Annotated in this window: 18 protein-coding genes and 2 pseudogenes; 16 read left to right on the top strand and 4 right to left on the bottom strand. The window is 66.5% G+C overall.

Features of this window, described 5'->3' with window-relative positions; genetic code table 11:
• Positions 1-462 (bottom strand): anthrone oxygenase family protein (locus tag ACWDU1_RS14105; RefSeq protein ID WP_449998592.1); only part of this gene is annotated, 462 nt, incomplete at its 3' end.
• A 208-nt stretch (positions 463-670) separates the two neighbouring features.
• Here ACWDU1_RS14105 and ACWDU1_RS14100 point away from each other — a divergent pair.
• From ACWDU1_RS14100 to ACWDU1_RS14075, 6 genes and pseudogenes are all read left to right on the top strand, one after another.
• Positions 671-1737: pseudogene (locus ACWDU1_RS14100) on the top strand (alpha/beta hydrolase).
• Positions 1738-2510: 773 nt separating this feature from the next.
• Positions 2511-3746 (top strand): ABC transporter substrate-binding protein, encoded by a 1236-nt coding sequence (locus tag ACWDU1_RS14095; RefSeq protein WP_449998591.1) that lies wholly within the window; start codon positions 2511-2513, stop codon positions 3744-3746.
• On the top strand, positions 3743-4543 hold the full coding sequence (locus tag ACWDU1_RS14090) for an ABC transporter ATP-binding protein (RefSeq protein WP_449998590.1): 801 nt from the start codon (positions 3743-3745) through the stop codon (positions 4541-4543). The genes ACWDU1_RS14095 and ACWDU1_RS14090 overlap by 4 nt, the downstream gene beginning before the upstream one ends.
• A complete protein-coding gene (locus ACWDU1_RS14085; RefSeq protein WP_449998588.1) occupies positions 4540-5247 on the top strand; it encodes an ABC transporter ATP-binding protein in 708 nt (235 codons plus the stop codon). Before ACWDU1_RS14090 ends, ACWDU1_RS14085 begins: the two co-directional genes overlap by 4 nt.
• A gap of 17 nt (positions 5248-5264) precedes the next feature.
• Positions 5265-6149 (top strand): branched-chain amino acid ABC transporter permease, encoded by an 885-nt coding sequence (locus ACWDU1_RS14080; RefSeq protein WP_449998587.1) that lies wholly within the window; start codon positions 5265-5267, stop codon positions 6147-6149.
• The gene (locus ACWDU1_RS14075; RefSeq protein ID WP_449998586.1) at positions 6146-7228 is read left to right on the top strand and encodes a branched-chain amino acid ABC transporter permease; all 1083 of its coding nucleotides are present in this window, start codon (positions 6146-6148) and stop codon (positions 7226-7228) included. Before ACWDU1_RS14080 ends, ACWDU1_RS14075 begins: the two co-directional genes overlap by 4 nt.
• 43 nt (positions 7229-7271) lie before the next feature.
• Here the strand turns inward: ACWDU1_RS14075 and ACWDU1_RS14070 are convergent, their stop codons facing one another.
• Together ACWDU1_RS14070 and ACWDU1_RS14065 are read right to left on the bottom strand one after the other, a co-directional pair.
• Positions 7272-8411 (bottom strand): NAD-dependent epimerase/dehydratase family protein, encoded by a 1140-nt coding sequence (locus ACWDU1_RS14070; protein ID WP_449998585.1) that lies wholly within the window; start codon positions 8409-8411, stop codon positions 7272-7274.
• A gap of 59 nt (positions 8412-8470) precedes the next feature.
• Positions 8471-9073: a TetR/AcrR family transcriptional regulator gene (locus ACWDU1_RS14065; RefSeq protein WP_449998584.1), complete on the bottom strand. Its 603-nt coding sequence runs from the start codon at positions 9071-9073 to the stop codon at positions 8471-8473.
• Between the two features lie 210 nt (positions 9074-9283).
• Here ACWDU1_RS14065 and ACWDU1_RS14060 point away from each other — a divergent pair, with 210 nt between their 5' ends.
• From ACWDU1_RS14060 to ACWDU1_RS14050, 3 genes are read left to right on the top strand one after another with little or no spacing between them, the layout of a single operon-like run.
• Positions 9284-10453: a spirocyclase AveC family protein gene (locus ACWDU1_RS14060; RefSeq protein ID WP_449998582.1), complete on the top strand. Its 1170-nt coding sequence runs from the start codon at positions 9284-9286 to the stop codon at positions 10451-10453.
• A gap of 1 nt (position 10454) precedes the next feature.
• Positions 10455-11267: an AAA family ATPase gene (locus ACWDU1_RS14055; protein WP_449998581.1), complete on the top strand. Its 813-nt coding sequence runs from the start codon at positions 10455-10457 to the stop codon at positions 11265-11267.
• A complete protein-coding gene (locus ACWDU1_RS14050) occupies positions 11264-13009 on the top strand; it encodes a VWA domain-containing protein (protein ID WP_449998580.1) in 1746 nt (581 codons plus the stop codon). The genes ACWDU1_RS14055 and ACWDU1_RS14050 overlap by 4 nt, the downstream gene beginning before the upstream one ends.
• On the opposite strand, the gene ACWDU1_RS14045 is transcribed toward ACWDU1_RS14050, so the two are convergent.
• Positions 12966-13562 (bottom strand): TetR/AcrR family transcriptional regulator, encoded by a 597-nt coding sequence (locus ACWDU1_RS14045; RefSeq protein WP_449998578.1) that lies wholly within the window; start codon positions 13560-13562, stop codon positions 12966-12968. The two genes, ACWDU1_RS14050 and ACWDU1_RS14045, sit on opposite strands and share 44 nt — an antisense overlap.
• A gap of 245 nt (positions 13563-13807) precedes the next feature.
• On the opposite strand from ACWDU1_RS14045, the gene ACWDU1_RS14040 reads away from it, so the two are divergent.
• The 7 genes and pseudogenes from ACWDU1_RS14040 to ACWDU1_RS14010 form a co-directional block, all read left to right on the top strand.
• A complete protein-coding gene (locus tag ACWDU1_RS14040; RefSeq protein WP_449998576.1) occupies positions 13808-14149 on the top strand; it encodes a 2Fe-2S iron-sulfur cluster-binding protein in 342 nt (113 codons plus the stop codon).
• Positions 14142-14930: an SDR family NAD(P)-dependent oxidoreductase gene (locus tag ACWDU1_RS14035; RefSeq protein WP_449998574.1), complete on the top strand. Its 789-nt coding sequence runs from the start codon at positions 14142-14144 to the stop codon at positions 14928-14930. Before ACWDU1_RS14040 ends, ACWDU1_RS14035 begins: the two co-directional genes overlap by 8 nt.
• Positions 14927-15535 carry a carboxymuconolactone decarboxylase family protein gene (locus ACWDU1_RS14030; protein WP_449998573.1) on the top strand — a complete coding sequence of 203 codons (609 nt, stop codon included), beginning with the start codon at positions 14927-14929 and terminating at the stop codon, positions 15533-15535. The genes ACWDU1_RS14035 and ACWDU1_RS14030 overlap by 4 nt, the downstream gene beginning before the upstream one ends.
• 1 nt (position 15536) lies before the next feature.
• A complete protein-coding gene (locus ACWDU1_RS14025) occupies positions 15537-16805 on the top strand; it encodes an aromatic ring-hydroxylating oxygenase subunit alpha (RefSeq protein ID WP_449998571.1) in 1269 nt (422 codons plus the stop codon).
• A 5-nt stretch (positions 16806-16810) separates the two neighbouring features.
• Entirely contained in the window at positions 16811-17146 is a 336-nt protein-coding gene (locus tag ACWDU1_RS14020) for a hypothetical protein (protein ID WP_449998569.1), read from the top strand.
• Between the two features lie 47 nt (positions 17147-17193).
• Positions 17194-18036: a TauD/TfdA dioxygenase family protein gene (locus ACWDU1_RS14015; RefSeq protein ID WP_449998567.1), complete on the top strand. Its 843-nt coding sequence runs from the start codon at positions 17194-17196 to the stop codon at positions 18034-18036.
• A gap of 43 nt (positions 18037-18079) precedes the next feature.
• A pseudogene (locus ACWDU1_RS14010) lies at positions 18080-18240 on the top strand (aromatic ring-hydroxylating dioxygenase subunit alpha); the annotation flags it as partial.

Raw genomic sequence — 18240 nt, 5'->3', positions numbered from 1 at the left:
GGCACCGACGATACTGGTGACCGTGCGCGCGTGGTTCCATGCTGTCCAAGTCGACAGGAACGCCTGCCATTCGCGTGCGGCATCGGCCACCGACAGGCCATCGGGGTTCACGGTGTCCAGGTGGTTGTTGAGGGGAACGTTGAAAGCCATCGTGATGACGGCACCGAGTAGTACGAAGATCACGCCGGCCAAGACCCACCAGGTGCCGGGCTGATTCAGTCGCATCACCGCCATCACGCCGACCACGAGCGCCAGGAGGGTCGCGCTGAAGTACCCCAGCAGGAATGCCGGGCTGGTGTTCGCTTGGGCGTTGATACCGCGCATCGCGGTGATGGCATCGACCGGGCCGGTGCGGTCCAGACCGTGCATGACAGAAGTGGAGAACGCGTAGTTCATTCCGCCGACACCGGCGCTTGCCAGAGCCGTGAGGGAGACCAGAACCGCGAAGGAACCTGTGTTCATGACCGGAAGTCAACCGGAGACCGTGCACGGCATACAGCATTCACAGTCTCGACTCCATACGCGTGCGTCTACGCGGTCCCGGAAGGTCTCGGTACGTCCCGACCGTGGAACCCACGGTCTGAAATGGCTGCCCCACAGGGGCATCGGGTAGATTTCCAGGCACGACCGACGCGCCGTCTGGCGTGGGTCGAGATCTGGGGGGGTCGATATGAGGCGCCGACGTACCAGACCCGCGCTGCTCGTCGCCGTTGCCGCCGCGCTGTTCGCCGCATCCGTCACAGTGTTCGGTGCCGGCAACGGTGCTGCCGACAGCGGCGATCCGATCGCCGACTCCGGAAAGCTACTCGCCGATCCGGTCTCGCCGAACGGCTCGCGAATTGTCGCGAGCAGAGTCGACGGCCGCAGCCTGACCATGCTGGTCCACTCCGCGGCGATGGACGAGAACATCACCGTCCGGGTGCAGCGCCCCCGCGACGCCTCACAGCCCCGGCCGGTGCTCTACCTCGTCAACGGCGCGGGCGGGGGTACCGACGCGGCGACCTGGTGGGCCAATACCGATGTCGGCGATTTCCTGGCCACCAAGGACGTCAATGTGGTGATGCCGGTGGGTGGCGCGTACGCCTACTACACCGATTGGAAACGCGACGATCCGGTGCTCGGCCGCAACAAATGGCGCACTTTCTTCCTGGAGGAGCTGCCGCCGCTGGTCGATGGAGCGCTGGGTACCAATGGGATCAACGCCATCGCGGCCAATTCGATGACCGCCACCGCGATTCTGCAGATGGCCGAGGCCGCGCCGGGCTTCTACCGGAGCGTGGCGGGGTACAGCGGATGCGCGCAGATCGCGGATCCCGTCGGTCGGCAGTTCACCAAGCTGGTCGTCGAACTCTACGGTGGCGGCGATGTCCGCAATATGTACGGCGAAGACGATGATCCGGCCTGGGTCGCCAACGATCCGGTGGTGAACGCCGAGGCGCTGCGCGGTACGAGGCTGTTCGTCTCGACCGGCAACGGACTGCCCGGGCAATGGGACACCGTCGACGGCGACTACGCGCTGCCGGGTCCTCAGGGCCTGGCCAATCAGCTCTTGGTTGGCGGCGTCATCGAGGCCGCTACCGGTTGGTGCACCCGCAACCTTCAGGACCGGCTCGACCAACTCCGGATCCCCGCCACCTCGACTACGCGCCGTCGGGCACGCACTCCTGGGGTTACTGGCGCGATGCGTTCTACCGGTCTTGGCCGCTCCTCGCCGAAGGACTCGGAATACCCGAGTAGTGCACGGTTTCGCAGCGAAGTGTCGGCGGACCGAATCGCCGGTGCCCCGGGACCGCAGCGGCCTGCGCTCGGACGTAGTTCTCATCATCTCGATCGCGTACCGGAGGGACACTGGGGGCGTTCCGGCCTGTCGTTGAGGTGAGTGCCGAGGACAGGGAACGCCGCCGGCCGGGGGACCCGGGAGCTGTCCGGCTCGCTCCGCGCGAGTTGTTCACGCCGCGAAACCGCTGATCAACAACCTCATCGCCGCAACCCGGACGGTCGTGCGCCCGCACCTGTCCATTTTGTCCTGTTGACAGTTCTCGTGTTACCGGTCACACTTCCTCAAGTTGACATGACTGTCACGTCAGATGAGAAGTGCCGAGGAGGCAGCATGACCGCATCCGTAACCGACATCGGCGAGTCGGGTCGGCGAGCGGGCGATCGGGTCGGCCGGGGGAGCGCGGCAGCGGGCAGGCCGGAGGGAACGGCGACCACTGCATCCCGGATCCGGGCCGGACAGGTCAACGCCCCGGCCGCACCCCTCGACCGCCATGACCCACAGCCCGTTGTAGGCCGGATCGGTTCGTTCGCGATCCGATGAGCACCGCGGCCGCGCGCGGCCGGACGACGCCCGGCCACAGCACGGAACGCGGCGCGTCCGGAACCCCGGCCCGGATCGCGCTCCGCTGAAGCGCTCGCCTCACCCGACCCGCCCAGATCCTTCGATCAGCCGCCCGCGAGGCGGCGACCTTCCCCTGCCCTCCGCATCTCCACACACCCTGGGAGCGACCATGAAACGTACTCTCGCCGTTGGCCTGACAGCCCTGTGCGCCACCGCCGCCCTCACCGCCTGCGCGGGTCGCGACACCGCGACCGTGTCGGGTGATTGCGATCCCGGCATCACCGATACCGAGATCAGGTTCGGTACCAGCCTCATGCAATCCGTCGCCGGTGCACAGGCCACCGCGGCGACCGCACTGTTCGACGAGATCAATGCCGCGGGTGGAGTCGCGATGGGTGACGGCAAATCCCGCAAGATCGTGTACACCGCGATGGACGACGGCTACGACCCCGCGCGCACCGTCGGCAATGTGCGGTCGCTGGTCGAGCAGGACCAGGTGTTCGCCATCCAGAACCTGATCGGAACCGCCTCGACCCTGGCCGTCGTCGACTACCTGACCCAGAAGAACGTGCCGCTGGTGTTCCCGATGACCGGCACCGACGAACTCCTCGCGACACACGACAAGCGTCCCGTCGTCGCCGGAGCGGTGAATCCGCAGACCGGATGGGAGGTATCGGAACGAGCCCGGCAGATCCGGCGCGACCATCCGCAGGCGAAGATCGCGGTGCTCTACCCCAACGACAGCCTCGGCGTCGGGAGCCGCGACGCGCTGAAGTCCGCACTCGAGGGCAGTGGGACGCGGATCGTCGCCGAGCAGTCGTACGAGCAGACGACGCCGTCGGTGGACTCGCAGATCGTCAACCTCGCCAATTCGGGCGCCGACGTATTCGTCAACTTCGCGACCGCGAGCTTCGTGACCCAGTCGCTGAAGAAGGCGAACGAGCTGAGCTGGAAGCCCGATACCTACATCTACTCGGGCGCCACCGACACGAACTTCGTGCTCGCGCCGGCCGGACCCGGTGCCGCGGAAGGGATTCACTCCTTCTACTGGATCTACGACGTCAGCAGCACCGAGCACGACACCCATCCGGGTGTACAGAACTGGCGGGCCTTCGCCGAGCGCAACGCGAGCAAGGTGAAAACCACCGACACCATCGCGGCCACCGGCTACAACACCGCGCAACTGCTCGTGACCGCCCTCGAACAAATGAAGGGCTGCACCCGCGCCGACCTCCTCGACGCCGTCGGGAACATGCGGGGCGTGACCACCGACCTGTCCATCGAAGGCGTCGCCTTCGACACCACGCCGGACTACCCGTACGTGATCACCTCCATGGCGCCGATGACGTTCCGCGACGGCAGCTGGCACTACGACGCCGTGGTCACGCGCGGTACCGAGGGATGACGACCGTGCCGGACGCAGCTGCCGCCGGGGCGGTACCCGCACTGCGCGTCGAGGAGGTGCGCCTGCGCTTCGGGGGCGTCGTCGCACTCGACGGGCCCTCGTTCACGATCGAACCCGGCCGCATCGTCGGGCTCATCGGCCCCAACGGTGCGGGCAAGACGACACTGTTCAACTGCATCAGCCGTCTCTATCAACCGGATTCGGGCCGTATCACCTTCGGCGACACCGATCTGCTGGCTCTGCCCGCGGCCGGGATCGCGGAGGCCGGGATCGCGCGCACCTTCCAGAACATCGGGCTGTTCCCCACCATGTCGGTGGTGGAGAACGTGCTCACCGGTGCGTACTCCCGCACCCGGGCCGGGTTCGTCCGCACCGCCCTCGGACTACCGCCGACCGGGCGGGAGGAGCGTCGGGAACGCGAACAGGCGTGGTCGCTGCTCGATTCGATGCAGCTCGCGCATATGGGATCGGAGCCGGCGGGCAACCTGCCCTACGGCACCCTCAAGCGGATCGAACTCGCCCGGGCGCTGATGCAGCAACCGCGGCTGCTCATGCTCGACGAACCGGCGAACGGGCTCATCCACGAGGAGGTGCTCGAGCTCGCCGCCACCGTTCGCGCCCTATGCGACGAACGGGGATTCTCGGTGCTGCTCGTCGAGCACCACATGGCCATGGTGATGTCGATCTCGGACCGGGTGGTGGTGCTCAACTTCGGTCAGAAGGTCACCGAGGGCGAACCCGCCGAGGTGGCGGCGCATCCCGAGGTCGTCGAAGCGTACCTGGGAGGTGCGGCGTGAACCTGCTCGACGTCGAGGGGCTGCACGCCCGCTACGGCAGCGCGGAAGTGCTGCACGGCATCGACTTCGCGGTACCCGCCGGTGAGGTGACGGTGGTGCTCGGCGCGAACGGGGCCGGGAAGACCACCATCCTGCGATCGATCTGCGCGATGGTGCACACCAGCGGGCGGATCGTGTTCGACGGGCGCGATATCTCCGGACTGCGCACGGACCGGATAGCCCGCCTCGGTATCGCGCACGTGCCGCAGGGACGCGGCACATTCGGCGATCTGACGGTCGAGGAGAACCTGCGGATCGGCGGATACACGACGTCCACCGCCGTCACCGACCGGGCAATCGAGCGGTGGTACGAATTCTTCCCGCGGCTACGGGAGCGGCGACGCCGGCCCGCGGCCGGGCTCAGCGGGGGTGAACAGCAGATGCTCGCCATCGCCCGGGCGCTGGTGGCCGGACCGCGACTGCTGCTGCTCGACGAACCCTCGCTCGGACTGGCGCCCCGCATCACCCAGGACGTGTTCCGGGCGCTCGCCCGGATCAACGAGGACACCGGCACCACGATTCTCGTCGTCGAGCAGAACGCCCATCTCGCGCTCGACATCGGCACATCGGCGGTACTCGTCGACGCCGGTCGCGTCGTGGCCCAGCGTCCCGCGGACAGCCTCGCGCGCGACGAATCGGTGCGGCGCGCCTACCTCGGCTATTGAGCACAGGAGATCTGTTCATGCAAGTCTTTGCGCAACAAGTGGTGGACGGGCTGACGTGGGGCGCGCTGTACGCCGCGTTCGCGCTCAGCATCGTCCTGGTCTACCGGGCGTCCGGGATCGTCAATTTCGCCCAGGGTGAGATGGCGATGTTCTCGGCGTTCTTCGCGTGGCAGTTCCACCAGTGGGGTGCCCCGCTGTACCTCGCGATCCTGGGTGCCATGGTGGTGGCGTTCCTCGCCGGTGCCGCTACCGAGCGGGTGCTGATCCGGCCGCTCGCCGGATCGCGCGACCATATGCCGCTCGTCATCATCACGCTCGGTCTGATGCTCGTGCTCAACAGTGCCGCCGGCTGGATCTGGGGAGTGCAGAGCAGGGAGTTCCCGGCGATGGTGTCGGGGCCGGTGATCACGCTGGGCCCGGTCGTGATGTCCCGGCAGTCCGTGGTGATCGTGGGCGCGGTCGTGGTGGTCGCCGCACTGCTGTTCGTGCTGTTCCAGCGGACACGGGTGGGGCTGGCGATGCGGGCGGCAGCCGGTAACCCGGACTCCGCGCAATTGATCGGCGTGCCGGTCGGCCGGATGTTGATGATCGGCTGGGGGCTGGCCGCCGCCATCGGCGCGCTCGCCGCGTCCCTGGCCGCGCCGCAGCTGTTCCTGCAGCCGAATATGCTGGTGGCGTCGCTGATCTACGCATTCGCGGCCGCGGTCCTGAGCGGGCTCGACAGCCCGGTCGGCGCGATTGTCGGCGGCCTGTGCGTGGGAGTGGCCGAGAACCTCGCCGGTACCTATATCTCCTGGATCGGCCACGATTTCAAGCAGGCGGTCGCACTCGTCCTCATTCTCGGTGTGCTCCTGCTGAAGCCGGAAGGGTTGTTCGGCGCCCGGAAGGTGGTACGGGTATGAGGATCTTCGAACTACTCCGCCGCCCCCGCGCCGAACTCGACGCACCGGTGTGGCTGTCGCGCGCCACGTTGATCCTGGTGGTGGTCGTCGCCGCGGTGGCGCCGCTGGTATCCGCGCCATATGTGAACTTCGACCGCTCGATGGTGCTGGTGTACATCGTCGTCGGGCTCGGACTGAACCTGTTGACCGGCAACACCGGCCAGATCTCGCTGGGCCACGGATTCTTCTTCGCGCTCGGCGCGTACCTGAGCGCCGTGCTGGTGGAGAACCACGGGGTGCCGTATCTGCTGCTGATCCCGATCGCGTTCGCGGTCGGTTATGTCGTGGGCTATCTGTTCGGGCTACCGGCGCTGCGGTTGCACGGACTCCAGCTGGCGCTCGCCACCCTGGGACTCGCGCTGGTGACGCCCGCGGTCATCAAACGGTTCGAACACGTCACCGACGGGCAGGCGGGTATCAATATCTTCGGTGCCGAGGCACCCGGGTTCACCGGACTGGCCCGCGACCAGTGGGTCTACTATCTGTGCCTGGTCGTGGCACTGGTCGCGTACCTGGTGGTACGCCGCCTCGCCACCGGCCGGATCGGGCGCTCGCTCATCGCGATCCGGGACTACGAAGCCGTCGCCACCACCCTCGGTGTCCCGGCGACCCGGACCAAGACCACGATCTTCGCGTTCAGTGCCGCGCTCGCCGGGGTCGGCGGTGTGCTCTACAGCTTCGTCGTCCAGTACGTGGGCCCGGAAGCCTTCGGGCTGCCGCTCGCGATCGCCTTCATCACCATGATCGTCGTCGGTGGACTCGGCACGGTGCCCGGGGTGGTGTTCGGCGCCTTCTTCGTCGTGTACGTCCCGCAGTGGACCGCCGATATCAACCAGTCGGCCGCCGGAATCACCTACGGTGTGGCGCTGATCCTGTTCATCTTCGTGCTGCCCTACGGGGTGATCAGTCTCGTACGGCGGGGACTGGGACCGGTGGTCGCACGTATCCCCGGCCGCCGCGGCCATTTCCGGACTCCGGTTCCGGTATCCGCGCCCGACGCCAGAACCCGCGGGGAGAAACTGTCGGGAACGGGACCCTGATTCAGGGCTCCTCTGTGCTCATCGAGGACGAACCACCGGACGGTCACGGCGTACCGGCGGCGGGGTCGCTGTGTCGAGGAGTGTTTCCGGCGCCGGCGAGGGCGGACGGGCCGTAGTGCGCGGCGATGAGGGGCCAGGGGTCGGCATAGGGTCCGCGGTGTTCCAGGCGTCGCTGAACGGCCAGTGCGGTGCGTAGGAGAGGGCGCAGGGCGGGGCCGGTCAGGCGGAGGGCCGCGCGGCGGAAGCGAGGTTGAGCTTCGGCGACCCAGGCGACCGTATCGGTCCAGTCATGGTGCTGGAAGTCGAGCAGGGTCCGTGATTCGGTGGTGTCGAACCAGCCGGTGAAGGCCCAGCCGTCGTCGTCGGCGGGGTCGCCGGGCAGGCTTGCTGTGGGGCCGAGCCGGCCCAAGCCGACGGCGTCGAACATGGCGTCCTCGACGTCGCGGTGAGTGTGCAGGTAGGTGTCGTTTCCGGCGACCAGCAGTACTCTCCCGTCGATATCGGCGCGACGGTCGACGGCATTGGCGAAGGCCAGGGCTACGTCGCGGGCGTCGACCGCGTGCAGTCGGTTGTCGCCGGGGGTGGCACGGATGAGTACCAGGTGGTCACGGTTGATCTGCGCGGTGGTGTCGGGGGAGAGGACGCCGCCCAGCCGGAGCAGGGCGTACGGGAGGCCGCTGTCGGCGATAGCGGTCTCCGCCAGGACTTTGTCCTCGCCGTACTGGTCGACGGGCGCGACCGGGGTATCGGGGGTGATGAGTTCGGGGTACCGATGAGGATTGCGGGAGCCGTATACCGCGGCGCTGGAGGCGAAGAGTATCAACGGCGGATCGGGCAGGGCGCGGGCGGCGCGGACCAGGTTCTCGGTACCGCCGACATTGATTCGCCGCGCCAGCCGGGGGTTGCGGTAGGAAGCGGGGGAGAACATGGCGGCCAGATGGACGATGGCCGCGGGCCGGTGCTCCTCGACGAGCCGGGTCACGGCGGTGTCGTCGAGGAGATCGGCGAATATTGTGCGCAATGTGCCGGGCGGACAGGCGGTAGCGCGGTCTTCGGCGGCGGCCGTGGCGTTGCCGGTGCGCAGGTCGGTGGCCACCACCCTCCGGCCGCGGGAGAGCAGGATTTCGGTGACGCGCTTGCCGACCTGGCCGAATGCACCGGTGACCAGGATGGATTGGTTCATTGTCGCCTTCTCTCGCATCGGGCCCGCAGGTCGAAACGGATACGGGGCCGACGGGGTCGTCAGGGCAGTTCGATCGCGGACAGATACATTTCCAGGATCGGCCGATAGAGGTCGAGATCGTCGAGTTCGCTGCCCAGGATCACCGAATCGCTGGTGGCGATGAGGATATGGGCGAAAGTGAGCGGTGGGATGCGCAGACTCCCACCGACGCGGTCGAGATTCTCGGCCACGAATCGCCCCAGTTCTTCGGCCACCTCCAGCCGTTTGGCGGCGACCCGTTCCCGGGCTTCCGGGTTGCGCATCAGGTACAGGGTGAATTCGTGGCCCAGTGCGGCGTGCTCGGCACCCCGGTCGCGGCTGAGCCGGCGCCACCGCTTGGCCACCTGGTCCAGTTCGGAGGGACCGATCGCGGTGACGGCGGACAGGACTTCGGCGAAGTTGTCGAAATAGCGGCGCCAGTACCGGTCGCTCACCGCCAGGAACAGCTCTTCCTTTGCCGCGAAGTGCTTGTAGATGGCCCCCTTCGTATAGCCGGCGGTGTGCGCGATGTCGTCGAGAGTGGCTGCGGCAAAGCCCTTTTCGGCGAAAACCTCCTCCGCCGCGTCCAGCAGGAGAGAACGCGTGCGTTCGAGCCGCCGCTCTTTCGTCCAACGCTCAACCACGGGAGCGATCCTAACATGAATCTTGGAAACCGATCGTACTCGCAGATACTCACTGGTATCTTGATGGTTGGCCGGGTGCCGGGCCGATGTGTTGCCCCTGTGGGTAGTACCTCCGGTGCGGCTCCGGCATTTCCGAGCCCATCGCGACCGGCCGAACTCTCCGGCCCGGTCCGCGAACGCTGCACCACATAGGCAGAAGGAGACAGTTTCATGAGTGAACTGTCGAAGCAGAATCCACCCACCGTCACCGAAAAGCTCGGCGATACGGTCGCGCTCGGTGCGGGGCAGAAACCCGCCGGCAATACGGTTCGCATCTGGGCGGTGCTCGGCGGCCTGATCCTGGCGCTGCAGATATACGTCTGGATCAGATGGATCACCGGGCCCTACTTCGAACGGGTGCCCGCCGGGCCCAGTGATCCGCCGATGCTCATGAAGACGATCCTGACCATCTGGACGGCCGGCGTCGTCATCGGATTCCCCCTCGCCATCTACTGGTGGATCGTCAGGCCGTGGCGACGCGAGCGCCGGATAACTCTGGACGGCATCCTGCTGGTGTCGATGGGCCTGATGTTTTTCCAGGACCCGTTCCTGAACTACATCAACACCTGGTGCACCTACAACACCTGGATGTTCAATATGGGATCCTGGGCGCCCCATATTCCGGGGTGGGTGTCGCAGGAAGAGCCGGGCGCGCAGGTCGCCGAACCGCTACTGATGAATATTCCGGGTTACGCGTGGGGCGTGCTGTTCATCACGATCGGCGTGTGCTGGTTCATGCGGAAGGTCAAATCGCGCTGGCCCTCGATCAGCAATCTGCGCCTGATCGGAATCACGTTCGCTTTCACCTTCGTACTCGACTTCGTCATGGAAGCCTGCATGCTGCTACCGCTGGGGCTCTACACCTATCCGGGGGCCATCCGGTCGCTGTCGTTCAATGCCGGTCATTACTACCAGTGGCCGATCTACGAGGGCGTGATGTGGGGCGCGGTTCAGGCGGGTCTGGCGTGTCTGCGCTTCTTCACCGACGACCGCGGCCGCACGATCGTGGAACGGGGACTCGACCAGGTCCGTGGCGGATTCGCCCGGCAGCAGCTCACCCGGTTCCTGGCGGTGTTCGCCGCGGTGAGCGCGATCTTCTTCGTCTTCTACAACGTTCCCGCGCAGTGGTTCGGCCAGCAGGCCGATCCCTGGCCCGCCGATATCCAGGAGCGTTCCTACTTCACCGGAGGTATATGCGGTGAAGGGACGGACAAACCCTGCCCCCATCCCGACCTGCCGATGCCACGGCACCACTCGGGTTACATAAACACCGACGGTGAACTCGTTCTGCCGGACGGAGTCGAGGTTCCGGAGATCGTGCCGTTCGAGCGGGAGAACTGATATGCCGACCACAGCCGTGAACCACACCGGCGCCCGGGCACCGTTCTACCGGGCGGTCGGGGACGAGGCGGAGGTCTTCCGTGCGGCGTCCCGCCGGGGGCTGCCGGTGCTGCTGAAAGGTCCTACCGGTTGCGGGAAAACGCGATTCGTCGAGTCCATGGCACACGAACTGGGTCGCGAGCTGATCACCGTGGCAGGCCATGAGGACCTGACATCGGCGGATCTGGTAGGCCGGTTCCGGCTCGAGGGCGGCGAGACGGTGTGGGTCGACGGACCGCTGACCCGCGCCGTTCGCACGGGCGGTATCTGCTACCTCGACGAGATCGTGGAAGCGCGCCAGGACACCACGGTGGTGATCCATCCCCTCGCCGACCACCGCCGGGAACTCCCGATCGACCGCCTCGGCACCTCGCTGCCGGCGGCGGCAGGATTCCAGTTGGTGGTCTCCTACAACCCCGGATACCAGAGCGTGCTGAAGAACATCAAGGAATCCACCCGGCAGCGATTCATCGCGATCGAACTCGGCTTCCCGCCCGCCGAGGTGGAGACAGAGGTGGTCGCCCGGGAGGCCGGAGTGGACCGGACGACCGCGAACAACCTTGTCGTCTTGGGCAACGCCATCCGCAACCTGGACGGCACTCCACTGCGGGAAGTGGCCTCGACCCGGATGCTGGTACTCGCCGGATGCCTGGTGGCCGAAGGGCTGAACCTGCGCACCGCGGTCCGGACCGCGGTGGTCCAGGCCCTGTCCGATGATCCCGAGATCGTCCGTGCCCTGGGTGAACTCGCGGACGCGGTACTGCCTCCGTCATGACCACCACGGACCCGGCGGACCCCGGACGGTTCCGGCTGCTGGCCACCCACCTGGCCGGCCGGTCCGTGGCGGTGGCGACGGCGCCGGCCGGTGAACCCGCCTATACGGACGGGAGAGTCGTGTTCGTCTCGGCGGGTCGGCCGCTCGCCGAGCAGCGCGGCGAAGTGGTGGTTCAGAGTGCGCTACTCGGTGCGGGCGGCCTGGACCGGCGCCTGATCCGAGGTTTGCGGGCGCGACCCGCGGTGGCGCGCCGCTACCTGGCGCTCGAAGGTAGGAGGGTGCTCGCGGCGATCAGCGGCCGGGTTCCGGTCACCGCCGCGTTCGGCCCGTACGGGAACCCGAGCACCCGCAGCGCGAGCGAATCACTGGCCGTCGCGAGAAGCCGGAAACCGATTCCCGCCGCCCCGGATTGGTTCGGTGTCATACAGCCCGGACGCCTGTTGGAGTCAGGTGCCGGCCCGGCGGCGCCGGCCACCGACGCGGATCTGCTCGCATCGGCCGATCGGCTCGACCGGGCCGACGAGGACGAGGACGACGGCGAGAACGGTGCGGGTGGTAGCCGCATTCTTCGGCTGTTCGACAGCCCCGTCTTCACCTCGCAGATGATCGGGGAACTGCTGCGCAAACTGGTGGGGAGTTCCCCGGGCCCCGATGCCGGGGAAACCGGCGCGGAGTTGCGGGCCCGGACTTTCCGGCGGGTACGGGCCGGCGGAGGGAACGCGCGACCGCCGGCCACCCGGATCCGATTCATCGACGACGCTCCCGGCGCGGTGATCGGCGTCGGCGGTGCGCTCCATCCGGAATGGGACGTGTACGCCGACCGCTATCGCCCCGAATGGTGCCGGGTGCTCGACTTCCCGCTGACGGTGAGCGCAGATCTCTCGGCGGCCGCGGTCGCATTCGACGGTGAGCTGGCCCGTCGCCTGGCACGGGTCGGTCTCGGGCCCACGGTCCGGCGTCGTCGGCCCGAGGGCGACGACCTGGACCTCGAAGCGGCGATCGACCTGTTCATCGATCTCAGGTCCGGATTCTCTCCCACGGAGAACGTCTATCTGGAAACACGCAATCTCGACCGGAATCTCGGCGTCCTGGTGCTGGTGGATGCCTCGGGGTCGACCTCCGACGCCGATCCGGAAGGGCTGGCCGTGCACGAGCACCACTGCCGGGCGGCCGCGACCTTGGCGGCCGCGCTGGAAGAGCTGGGCGACCGCGTCGCAGTCTACGGATTCCGTTCCGAGGGCCGGCGGGCCGTGCACCTGCCGGCGATCAAAACTTTCGGGCAGCGTTTCGGTGCCGCCGAACGTGCGCGACTGCAGCAACTGAGTCCCTCCGGATACACGCGGCTGGGCGCGGGTATCCGCGGCGCGGGCAGCATCCTCGGAAAGGAGGCCGGAACACCGTATCGGCTGCTCGTCGTTCTCTCCGATGGTGTGCCCTACGACCACGGCTACGAGGGCCGTTATGCGGAAGCCGATGTCCGCAAGGCACTCGACGAACTGCGTGGAGACGGGATCGCCTGCCTCTGCCTGTCCCTCGGTGCGACCACCGATGCCGACGCCCTCGAGCGTGTATTCGGTTCGGCGGGACATGCTGACGCCGCTACGTTGTCGCAGATCAGTCCCCGGATGGACGAATTGTTTCTAGCGTCGCTGCGGGAATTGAACGCGCCGCGAATACGTGAGTACCCGAACCGGACAATCAGATCCGTGGACCTTCTGCCTCCAGCAGGAATTCCTCGATAACGGCCGTGATCTCGGCGTGTCCGGCGTCGATGTCGAATGCCTCTTCGATACGCAGGAAGCGTGAGACGCTGGACATGAGCATGACCAGGGTCATCGGAGTCCATCTCGGGGTTTCGTGATCGCGCAGGGCCCGGGTGACGGCGTCGAGTTGGAGTTCGCGAAATCGTTTCGACGATTGGGCTATTTCGGAGCGAATGGATGGCCGGTGGGTGGCCAGCGAGACGAATTCCATGGTGAGCACGGTCCGGGATTGGTCGTGGATCGCCTCCCACAGCGCCCAGAGCGGCTGGTCGGCCCGCGCCGCCTCCTCGAGGCGCTGGTAGCTGCGTTCGGCGCCGCGGCGGAACAAGGCAACGAACAAACTGTCCATATTGCCGAAGTAGTAGTAGACGAGTGCCGAGTTCACACCGGCACGGGCCGCGAGGCGTCGGGTGCTCACCGCGGCGTATCCCTCCTCGAGCATGACCTGCTCGGCGGCGTCGAGCAAGGCGGACCTCGTGGAGAGGCTTTCGCGGCCCGGTACCGGATCGTCCGGGCCTCGACTCTTGGACATGGCACCTCCTTACGTGATCCGACGCGCTCTGTGACCGGCGGCCACCGCTCTTCGATCTTAGAAACGCAGGTGTCCCTGTGGTCGCCACCCCCTCGCCGGTCCGGATCGCGGCTGTGGTCGTGCTCGATGCGGATGCCTTGACAGCCGGCGCGAACGCTCCGTATAACTTTAATCACTCGATTAATTAATCACTCGATTAAGGTCGACTCCGGTGATGCGGCGTGGCGGTACGGAAGGGAGCGGGCATGGTTCCTTCGTTCGAGACCGAACCTCACGAGCGCAGTGGCGCAGGAATTCCGATCACATTTCGCTACGGGCGGCAGACGGTCAGCGGTGAGCATCGCAACGGGGCGACGCTCCTGGAATCGGCCCGCTACCTGGGATTGAATCCCCCGGCGATCTGCGAGGCCGGGCATTGCGGTGCGTGTACGGCGCGAGTGATCGCGGGGGACAGGCGCGAGATGAGGCGGAACAGCGCGCTGACCGAGGCCGAGGTGGCCGGCGGATGGGTGCTGATGTGCCAGACCGTGCCGGCGCAGACATCGGTTCGGGTCGTCGTCGAGTACGAGGAGGTTCGTTATGAGTAGCTCTCGGGCAACACGGGATCGGCACGTGGATCCGACGCGGGCACGGGTCGCCGTTGTCACGGGCGGAGCCTCCGGAATGGGTTCGTCGATCTGTCGCAGGCTGGCCGTTCAGGGAGATCGCGTCGCCGTTCTGGACCGTGACGGGGCCGGTGCCCAGCGCGTCACCGAGGAATTGCGTGCTGCTGGAGGTACGGCGATGGCGTGCGAGGTGGACGTCACCGAGCGGGTGGGGGTCGAGGAGGCGCTGCGCAAGGTCCGTGCGGAGTGGGGCCCGATAGAAGTGCTGGTCACCAGCGCCGGGATGTTCGCCTTCGAGGATTTCACCGAGATCTCGCTCGAATCCTGGAACCGGGTCATCGACGTGAACCTCACCGGCACCTTCCATTGCGTGCAGGCCGTGATACCGGACATGGTGGCCGCCGGGTGGGGGCGGATCGTCACGATCTCGTCCTCCAGTGCCCAGCGGGGCTCGCCGCGGATGGTCCACTACACCGCTTCCAAAGGGGCCGTGATCGCCATGACGAAGGCGCTCGCCCGGGAATACGCCACCCGCGGGATCACCGTCAACACCATTCCGCCGTCGGGGATCGACACACCGATGTCGAGGGATTCGCAAGCCGCCGGGCATCTTCCGGACAGCGAGACGATGGCGCGGGCCATTCCGGTGGGATATCTGGGAGACGGCGACGATATCGCCGGTGCCTGCGCTTACTTGTGTTCGGAGGAGGCGCGGTTCGTCACCGGTCAGGTGCTGGGTGTCAACGGCGGGTCGGTACTGTGACCGCCGCTGGACCGCGTCTCGCGCCGCTGGCCGCGGAGCACTGGACCGAACAGGGCCGCGCGATGTTGCGGGGCAGGCTGCGCCGCGCCGATCGCTATCTGTCCGGTGCCATCGACGCTCCGCCGATCCCGAATGTACTGGGGATCTTCGGTCATCATCCGGAGCTCGGTGGGGCATGGCTGGCCTACAACGGGTCGCTGCTCGAACGCGCGGAACTGGATCCGCGGCTGCGTGAACTGGCCATTCTGCGGGTGGCCTGGCGGACACGATCGGCCTACGAATGGAACCAGCACTCCCGGATGGCCCGCGAGCTGGGCATCACCGAGGTCACGATCGAGGAGATCGCCTGCGGTGACACCGCCCGCTGGCCGGATGTGGATCGGCTGGTGGTCACGGCGACCGATGAACTGCTGGAACGGTACCGCGTGTCGGACACCACCTGGGCCGCTTTGACCGCGTACTTGGACACCCGCCGACTGCTCGAGTTCCTGTTCGTCGTCGGGTCCTACCTGTGCCTGGCGCTCGTATTCAACAGCGTGGATCTACAGCCCGATCCGGACGCCGACTCCCCGGCGATATCCGGCGAACCCGAATGGGAGAAATGACATGGCGAAATGGCCGAAGCCGGCGGAAGGTACCTGGACCCAGCACTATCCGGAGCTGGGCACCGGCCCCGTCTCCTTCGAGGATTCGGTGTCGCCCGAGTTCTACGAACTCGAGCGGAAGGCGATCTTCGAGCGTGCTTGGCTCAATATCGGCCGGGTGGAGCAGTTGCCTCGGGTGGGCAGCTATTTCACCAAGGAGATCGAGATCGCGCGGACCTCGATCGTGCTGGTCCGCGATCACGACCGCCGGGTACGCGCCTTCTACAACGTCTGCCGGCACCGGGGTAACAAGCTGGTCTGGAACGAGGTCCCCCGTGCGGAGGTGTCCGGGATCTGCCGGCAGTTCACCTGCAAATATCACGGATGGCGTTACGGCCTGGCCGGGGAGCTGACCTTCGTGCAGCAGGAGGGCGAGTTCTTCGATCTGGACAAGAAGGAGTTCGGGCTCGCGCCGGTGCACTGTGAAGTGTGGGCGGGTTTCATCTTCGTGAATCTCGCACCGGAGCCGCCGCAGACCTTGCGGGAATTCCTGGGGCCGATGGTCACCGCGCTGGAGGACTATCCCTTCGACCGGATGACCGAATGGTACGAGTTCAGCGCCGAGAACCAGAGCAACTGGAAACTGTTCGCGGACGCGTTCCAGGAGTACTACCACGTGCCGGGCCTGCATTCGCAGCAGGTGCCGGGCGAAGTGCGCAACCCCGACCCGAGTTTCGAATGCGCGCATTTCCAGACCGACGGCCCGCACCGGGTGGTGAGCACCGGCGGCGCCCGCCGCTGGACGATGCCGCCGGAGTTCATGTATCCCATCGAGCGCGCCACCCGCAGCGGGTTGGTGGGGCCGTGGGAGTCGCCGGATATCGGGGAACTGCCACCGGGAATCAATCCGGGCCGGGTAGAACCATGGGGAATCGACAATTTCCAGATCTTCCCGAACCTGGAGCTGCTGTTCTACCGCGGCTGGTATCTGATCTACCGCTATTGGCCCACTTCGTACAACAGCCACCGATTCGAGGCGGTCCTGTGTTACCAGCCCGCTCGGACCGTTCGGGAGCGGATCGAGCACGAGGTCTCCTCGGTCGTTTTCAAGGAGTTCGCCCTGCAGGACGCGGGCATGCTGACCGGGACGCAGACCGCGCTCGAATCCGCCTATAGGACGGCCCGGATCACCGAGTATCCGGTGAATGACCAGGAGATCCTGGTTCGCCATTTCCACAAGGTGGTCGCCGATTGGGTCGGCGCGTACCGCGGCGAGCGGGTGGGGGTCTGATACCGATGGCCGAGAAACTGCTGCCGCCGGCCTTCGCCGAATTCGAGCGCTTCGCGCCGATCTGGTGCCTGGCAACGGAGACCGAGCGCTGGGAGCGCCGGATGAACAGTTCGATGGAGGAATTGACGGCGTTCTATTCCGCTTTCTTCCCACGGCTGGAGGAAGCCATCACCTATTGCGACAAGTTCCCGCTCGACGATCTCCCCGACGAGGTACTGCATCTTCTGCAGCTCATCTATTCGGTGTCCATGGTCGCGATGGCGGTCGAGATCTTCCTGCAACCGAGGCCCGTCGACAGCGCGGACGCCGAAATCACTCGCGTCGCCGAGCCGTGGCCGTGAGCCCGCTGCCGGTTCCGGGCAGCTGGTCGTTCCGAAGGATGTGAGCAATGACGACTCTGACGGTCGAGAAACTGAATCACGAAATAGGGGCGGAGATCATCGGTCTGGATGCGGACCGGCTGATATCCGACGAGTCCGTACCGGCGGCTGTGCTGGACGCGCTGGAAGCCAACGGGGTGCTGGTGTTCCGGAACCTGCATCTGGAGCCCGAGGCGCAGGTGGCGTTCTGCCGCACACTCGGGGAGATCGATACCTCGGCCGGTCACCATCCGGTCACCGGTATCTACCGTGTGAGCCTGGATACCTCCAAGAACTCGTCGGCGAGTTATCTGCGCGGCACCTTCGATTGGCATATCGACGGATGCACCCCCAAAGTGGACGCCTATCCGCAGATGGCGACCGTGCTGTCGGCGAAAGCCGTCGCCGACAGCGGCGGAGAAACCGAATTCGCCAGTACCTACCGCGCCTACGACCGTCTGGGTGATGACGAGAAGGAGCGTCTGACAGGGGTCCGGGTGCTGCATTCGCTGGAGGCGTCGCAGCGGCCGGTGACCGCCGATCCCACGCCGCAGCAGCTCGAGTACTGGCGCCGGTGGCCGACCCGTGAGCATCCGCTGATCTGGAGCCACCGATCGGGACGTCGTTCGCTGGTCCTGGGCACCTCGACCGATCACGTGGTGGGCATGGACCGGGCGGCGGGCCGTGCGCTGCTCGACGATCTGCTCGCCCGCTGCACCGCACCCGAATTCGTCTACCGGCACTCCTGGTCGGTGGGCGACACGGTGATCTGGGACAACCGGGGCGTTGTCCACCGGGCGGCCCCGTACCCGGAGGACTCGCCGCGGGAAATGCTGCGGACCACGGTGCTGGGTGACGAGCCGATCCAGTAACCGTCTCATCCTCGACCTCGAACCATTCGCAAGGAGCACCACCATGGCGCGCTGGCCCAAACCCCCTGAGGGAAGCTGGACCCAACACTATTCGGAACTCGGCACCGAACCGATGTCGTATGAGGATTCGATCTCACCGGAGGTCTTCGAACTCGAGCGGGAGGCCATTTTCAAGAAGGCCTGGCTCAACATCGGCCGGGTTGA

The sequence above is a fragment of the Nocardia sp. NPDC003345 genome (assembly GCF_053589395.1).
This window is presented reverse-complemented; position numbering and strand designations above follow the sequence as displayed.

What these genes read in the sequence shown, in the direction of transcription:
- ACWDU1_RS14095 (WP_449998591.1), top strand. Translation starts at nt 2,511, where the DNA reads ATGAAACGTACTCTCGCCGTTGGCCTGACAGCCCTGTGCGCCACCGCC.
- ACWDU1_RS14090 (WP_449998590.1), top strand. Translation starts at nt 3,743, where the DNA reads ATGACGACCGTGCCGGACGCAGCTGCCGCCGGGGCGGTACCCGCACTG.
- ACWDU1_RS14080 (WP_449998587.1), top strand. Translation starts at nt 5,265, where the DNA reads ATGCAAGTCTTTGCGCAACAAGTGGTGGACGGGCTGACGTGGGGCGCG.
- ACWDU1_RS14075 (WP_449998586.1), top strand. Translation starts at nt 6,146, where the DNA reads ATGAGGATCTTCGAACTACTCCGCCGCCCCCGCGCCGAACTCGACGCA.
- ACWDU1_RS14070 (WP_449998585.1), bottom strand. Translation starts at nt 8,411, where the DNA reads ATGAACCAATCCATCCTGGTCACCGGTGCATTCGGCCAGGTCGGCAAG.
- ACWDU1_RS14060 (WP_449998582.1), top strand. Translation starts at nt 9,284, where the DNA reads ATGAGTGAACTGTCGAAGCAGAATCCACCCACCGTCACCGAAAAGCTC.
- ACWDU1_RS14055 (WP_449998581.1), top strand. Translation starts at nt 10,455, where the DNA reads ATGCCGACCACAGCCGTGAACCACACCGGCGCCCGGGCACCGTTCTAC.
- ACWDU1_RS14050 (WP_449998580.1), top strand. Translation starts at nt 11,264, where the DNA reads ATGACCACCACGGACCCGGCGGACCCCGGACGGTTCCGGCTGCTGGCC.
- ACWDU1_RS14045 (WP_449998578.1), bottom strand. Translation starts at nt 13,562, where the DNA reads ATGTCCAAGAGTCGAGGCCCGGACGATCCGGTACCGGGCCGCGAAAGC.
- ACWDU1_RS14040 (WP_449998576.1), top strand. Translation starts at nt 13,808, where the DNA reads ATGGTTCCTTCGTTCGAGACCGAACCTCACGAGCGCAGTGGCGCAGGA.
- ACWDU1_RS14035 (WP_449998574.1), top strand. Translation starts at nt 14,142, where the DNA reads ATGAGTAGCTCTCGGGCAACACGGGATCGGCACGTGGATCCGACGCGG.
- ACWDU1_RS14025 (WP_449998571.1), top strand. Translation starts at nt 15,537, where the DNA reads ATGGCGAAATGGCCGAAGCCGGCGGAAGGTACCTGGACCCAGCACTAT.
- ACWDU1_RS14020 (WP_449998569.1), top strand. Translation starts at nt 16,811, where the DNA reads ATGGCCGAGAAACTGCTGCCGCCGGCCTTCGCCGAATTCGAGCGCTTC.
- ACWDU1_RS14015 (WP_449998567.1), top strand. Translation starts at nt 17,194, where the DNA reads ATGACGACTCTGACGGTCGAGAAACTGAATCACGAAATAGGGGCGGAG.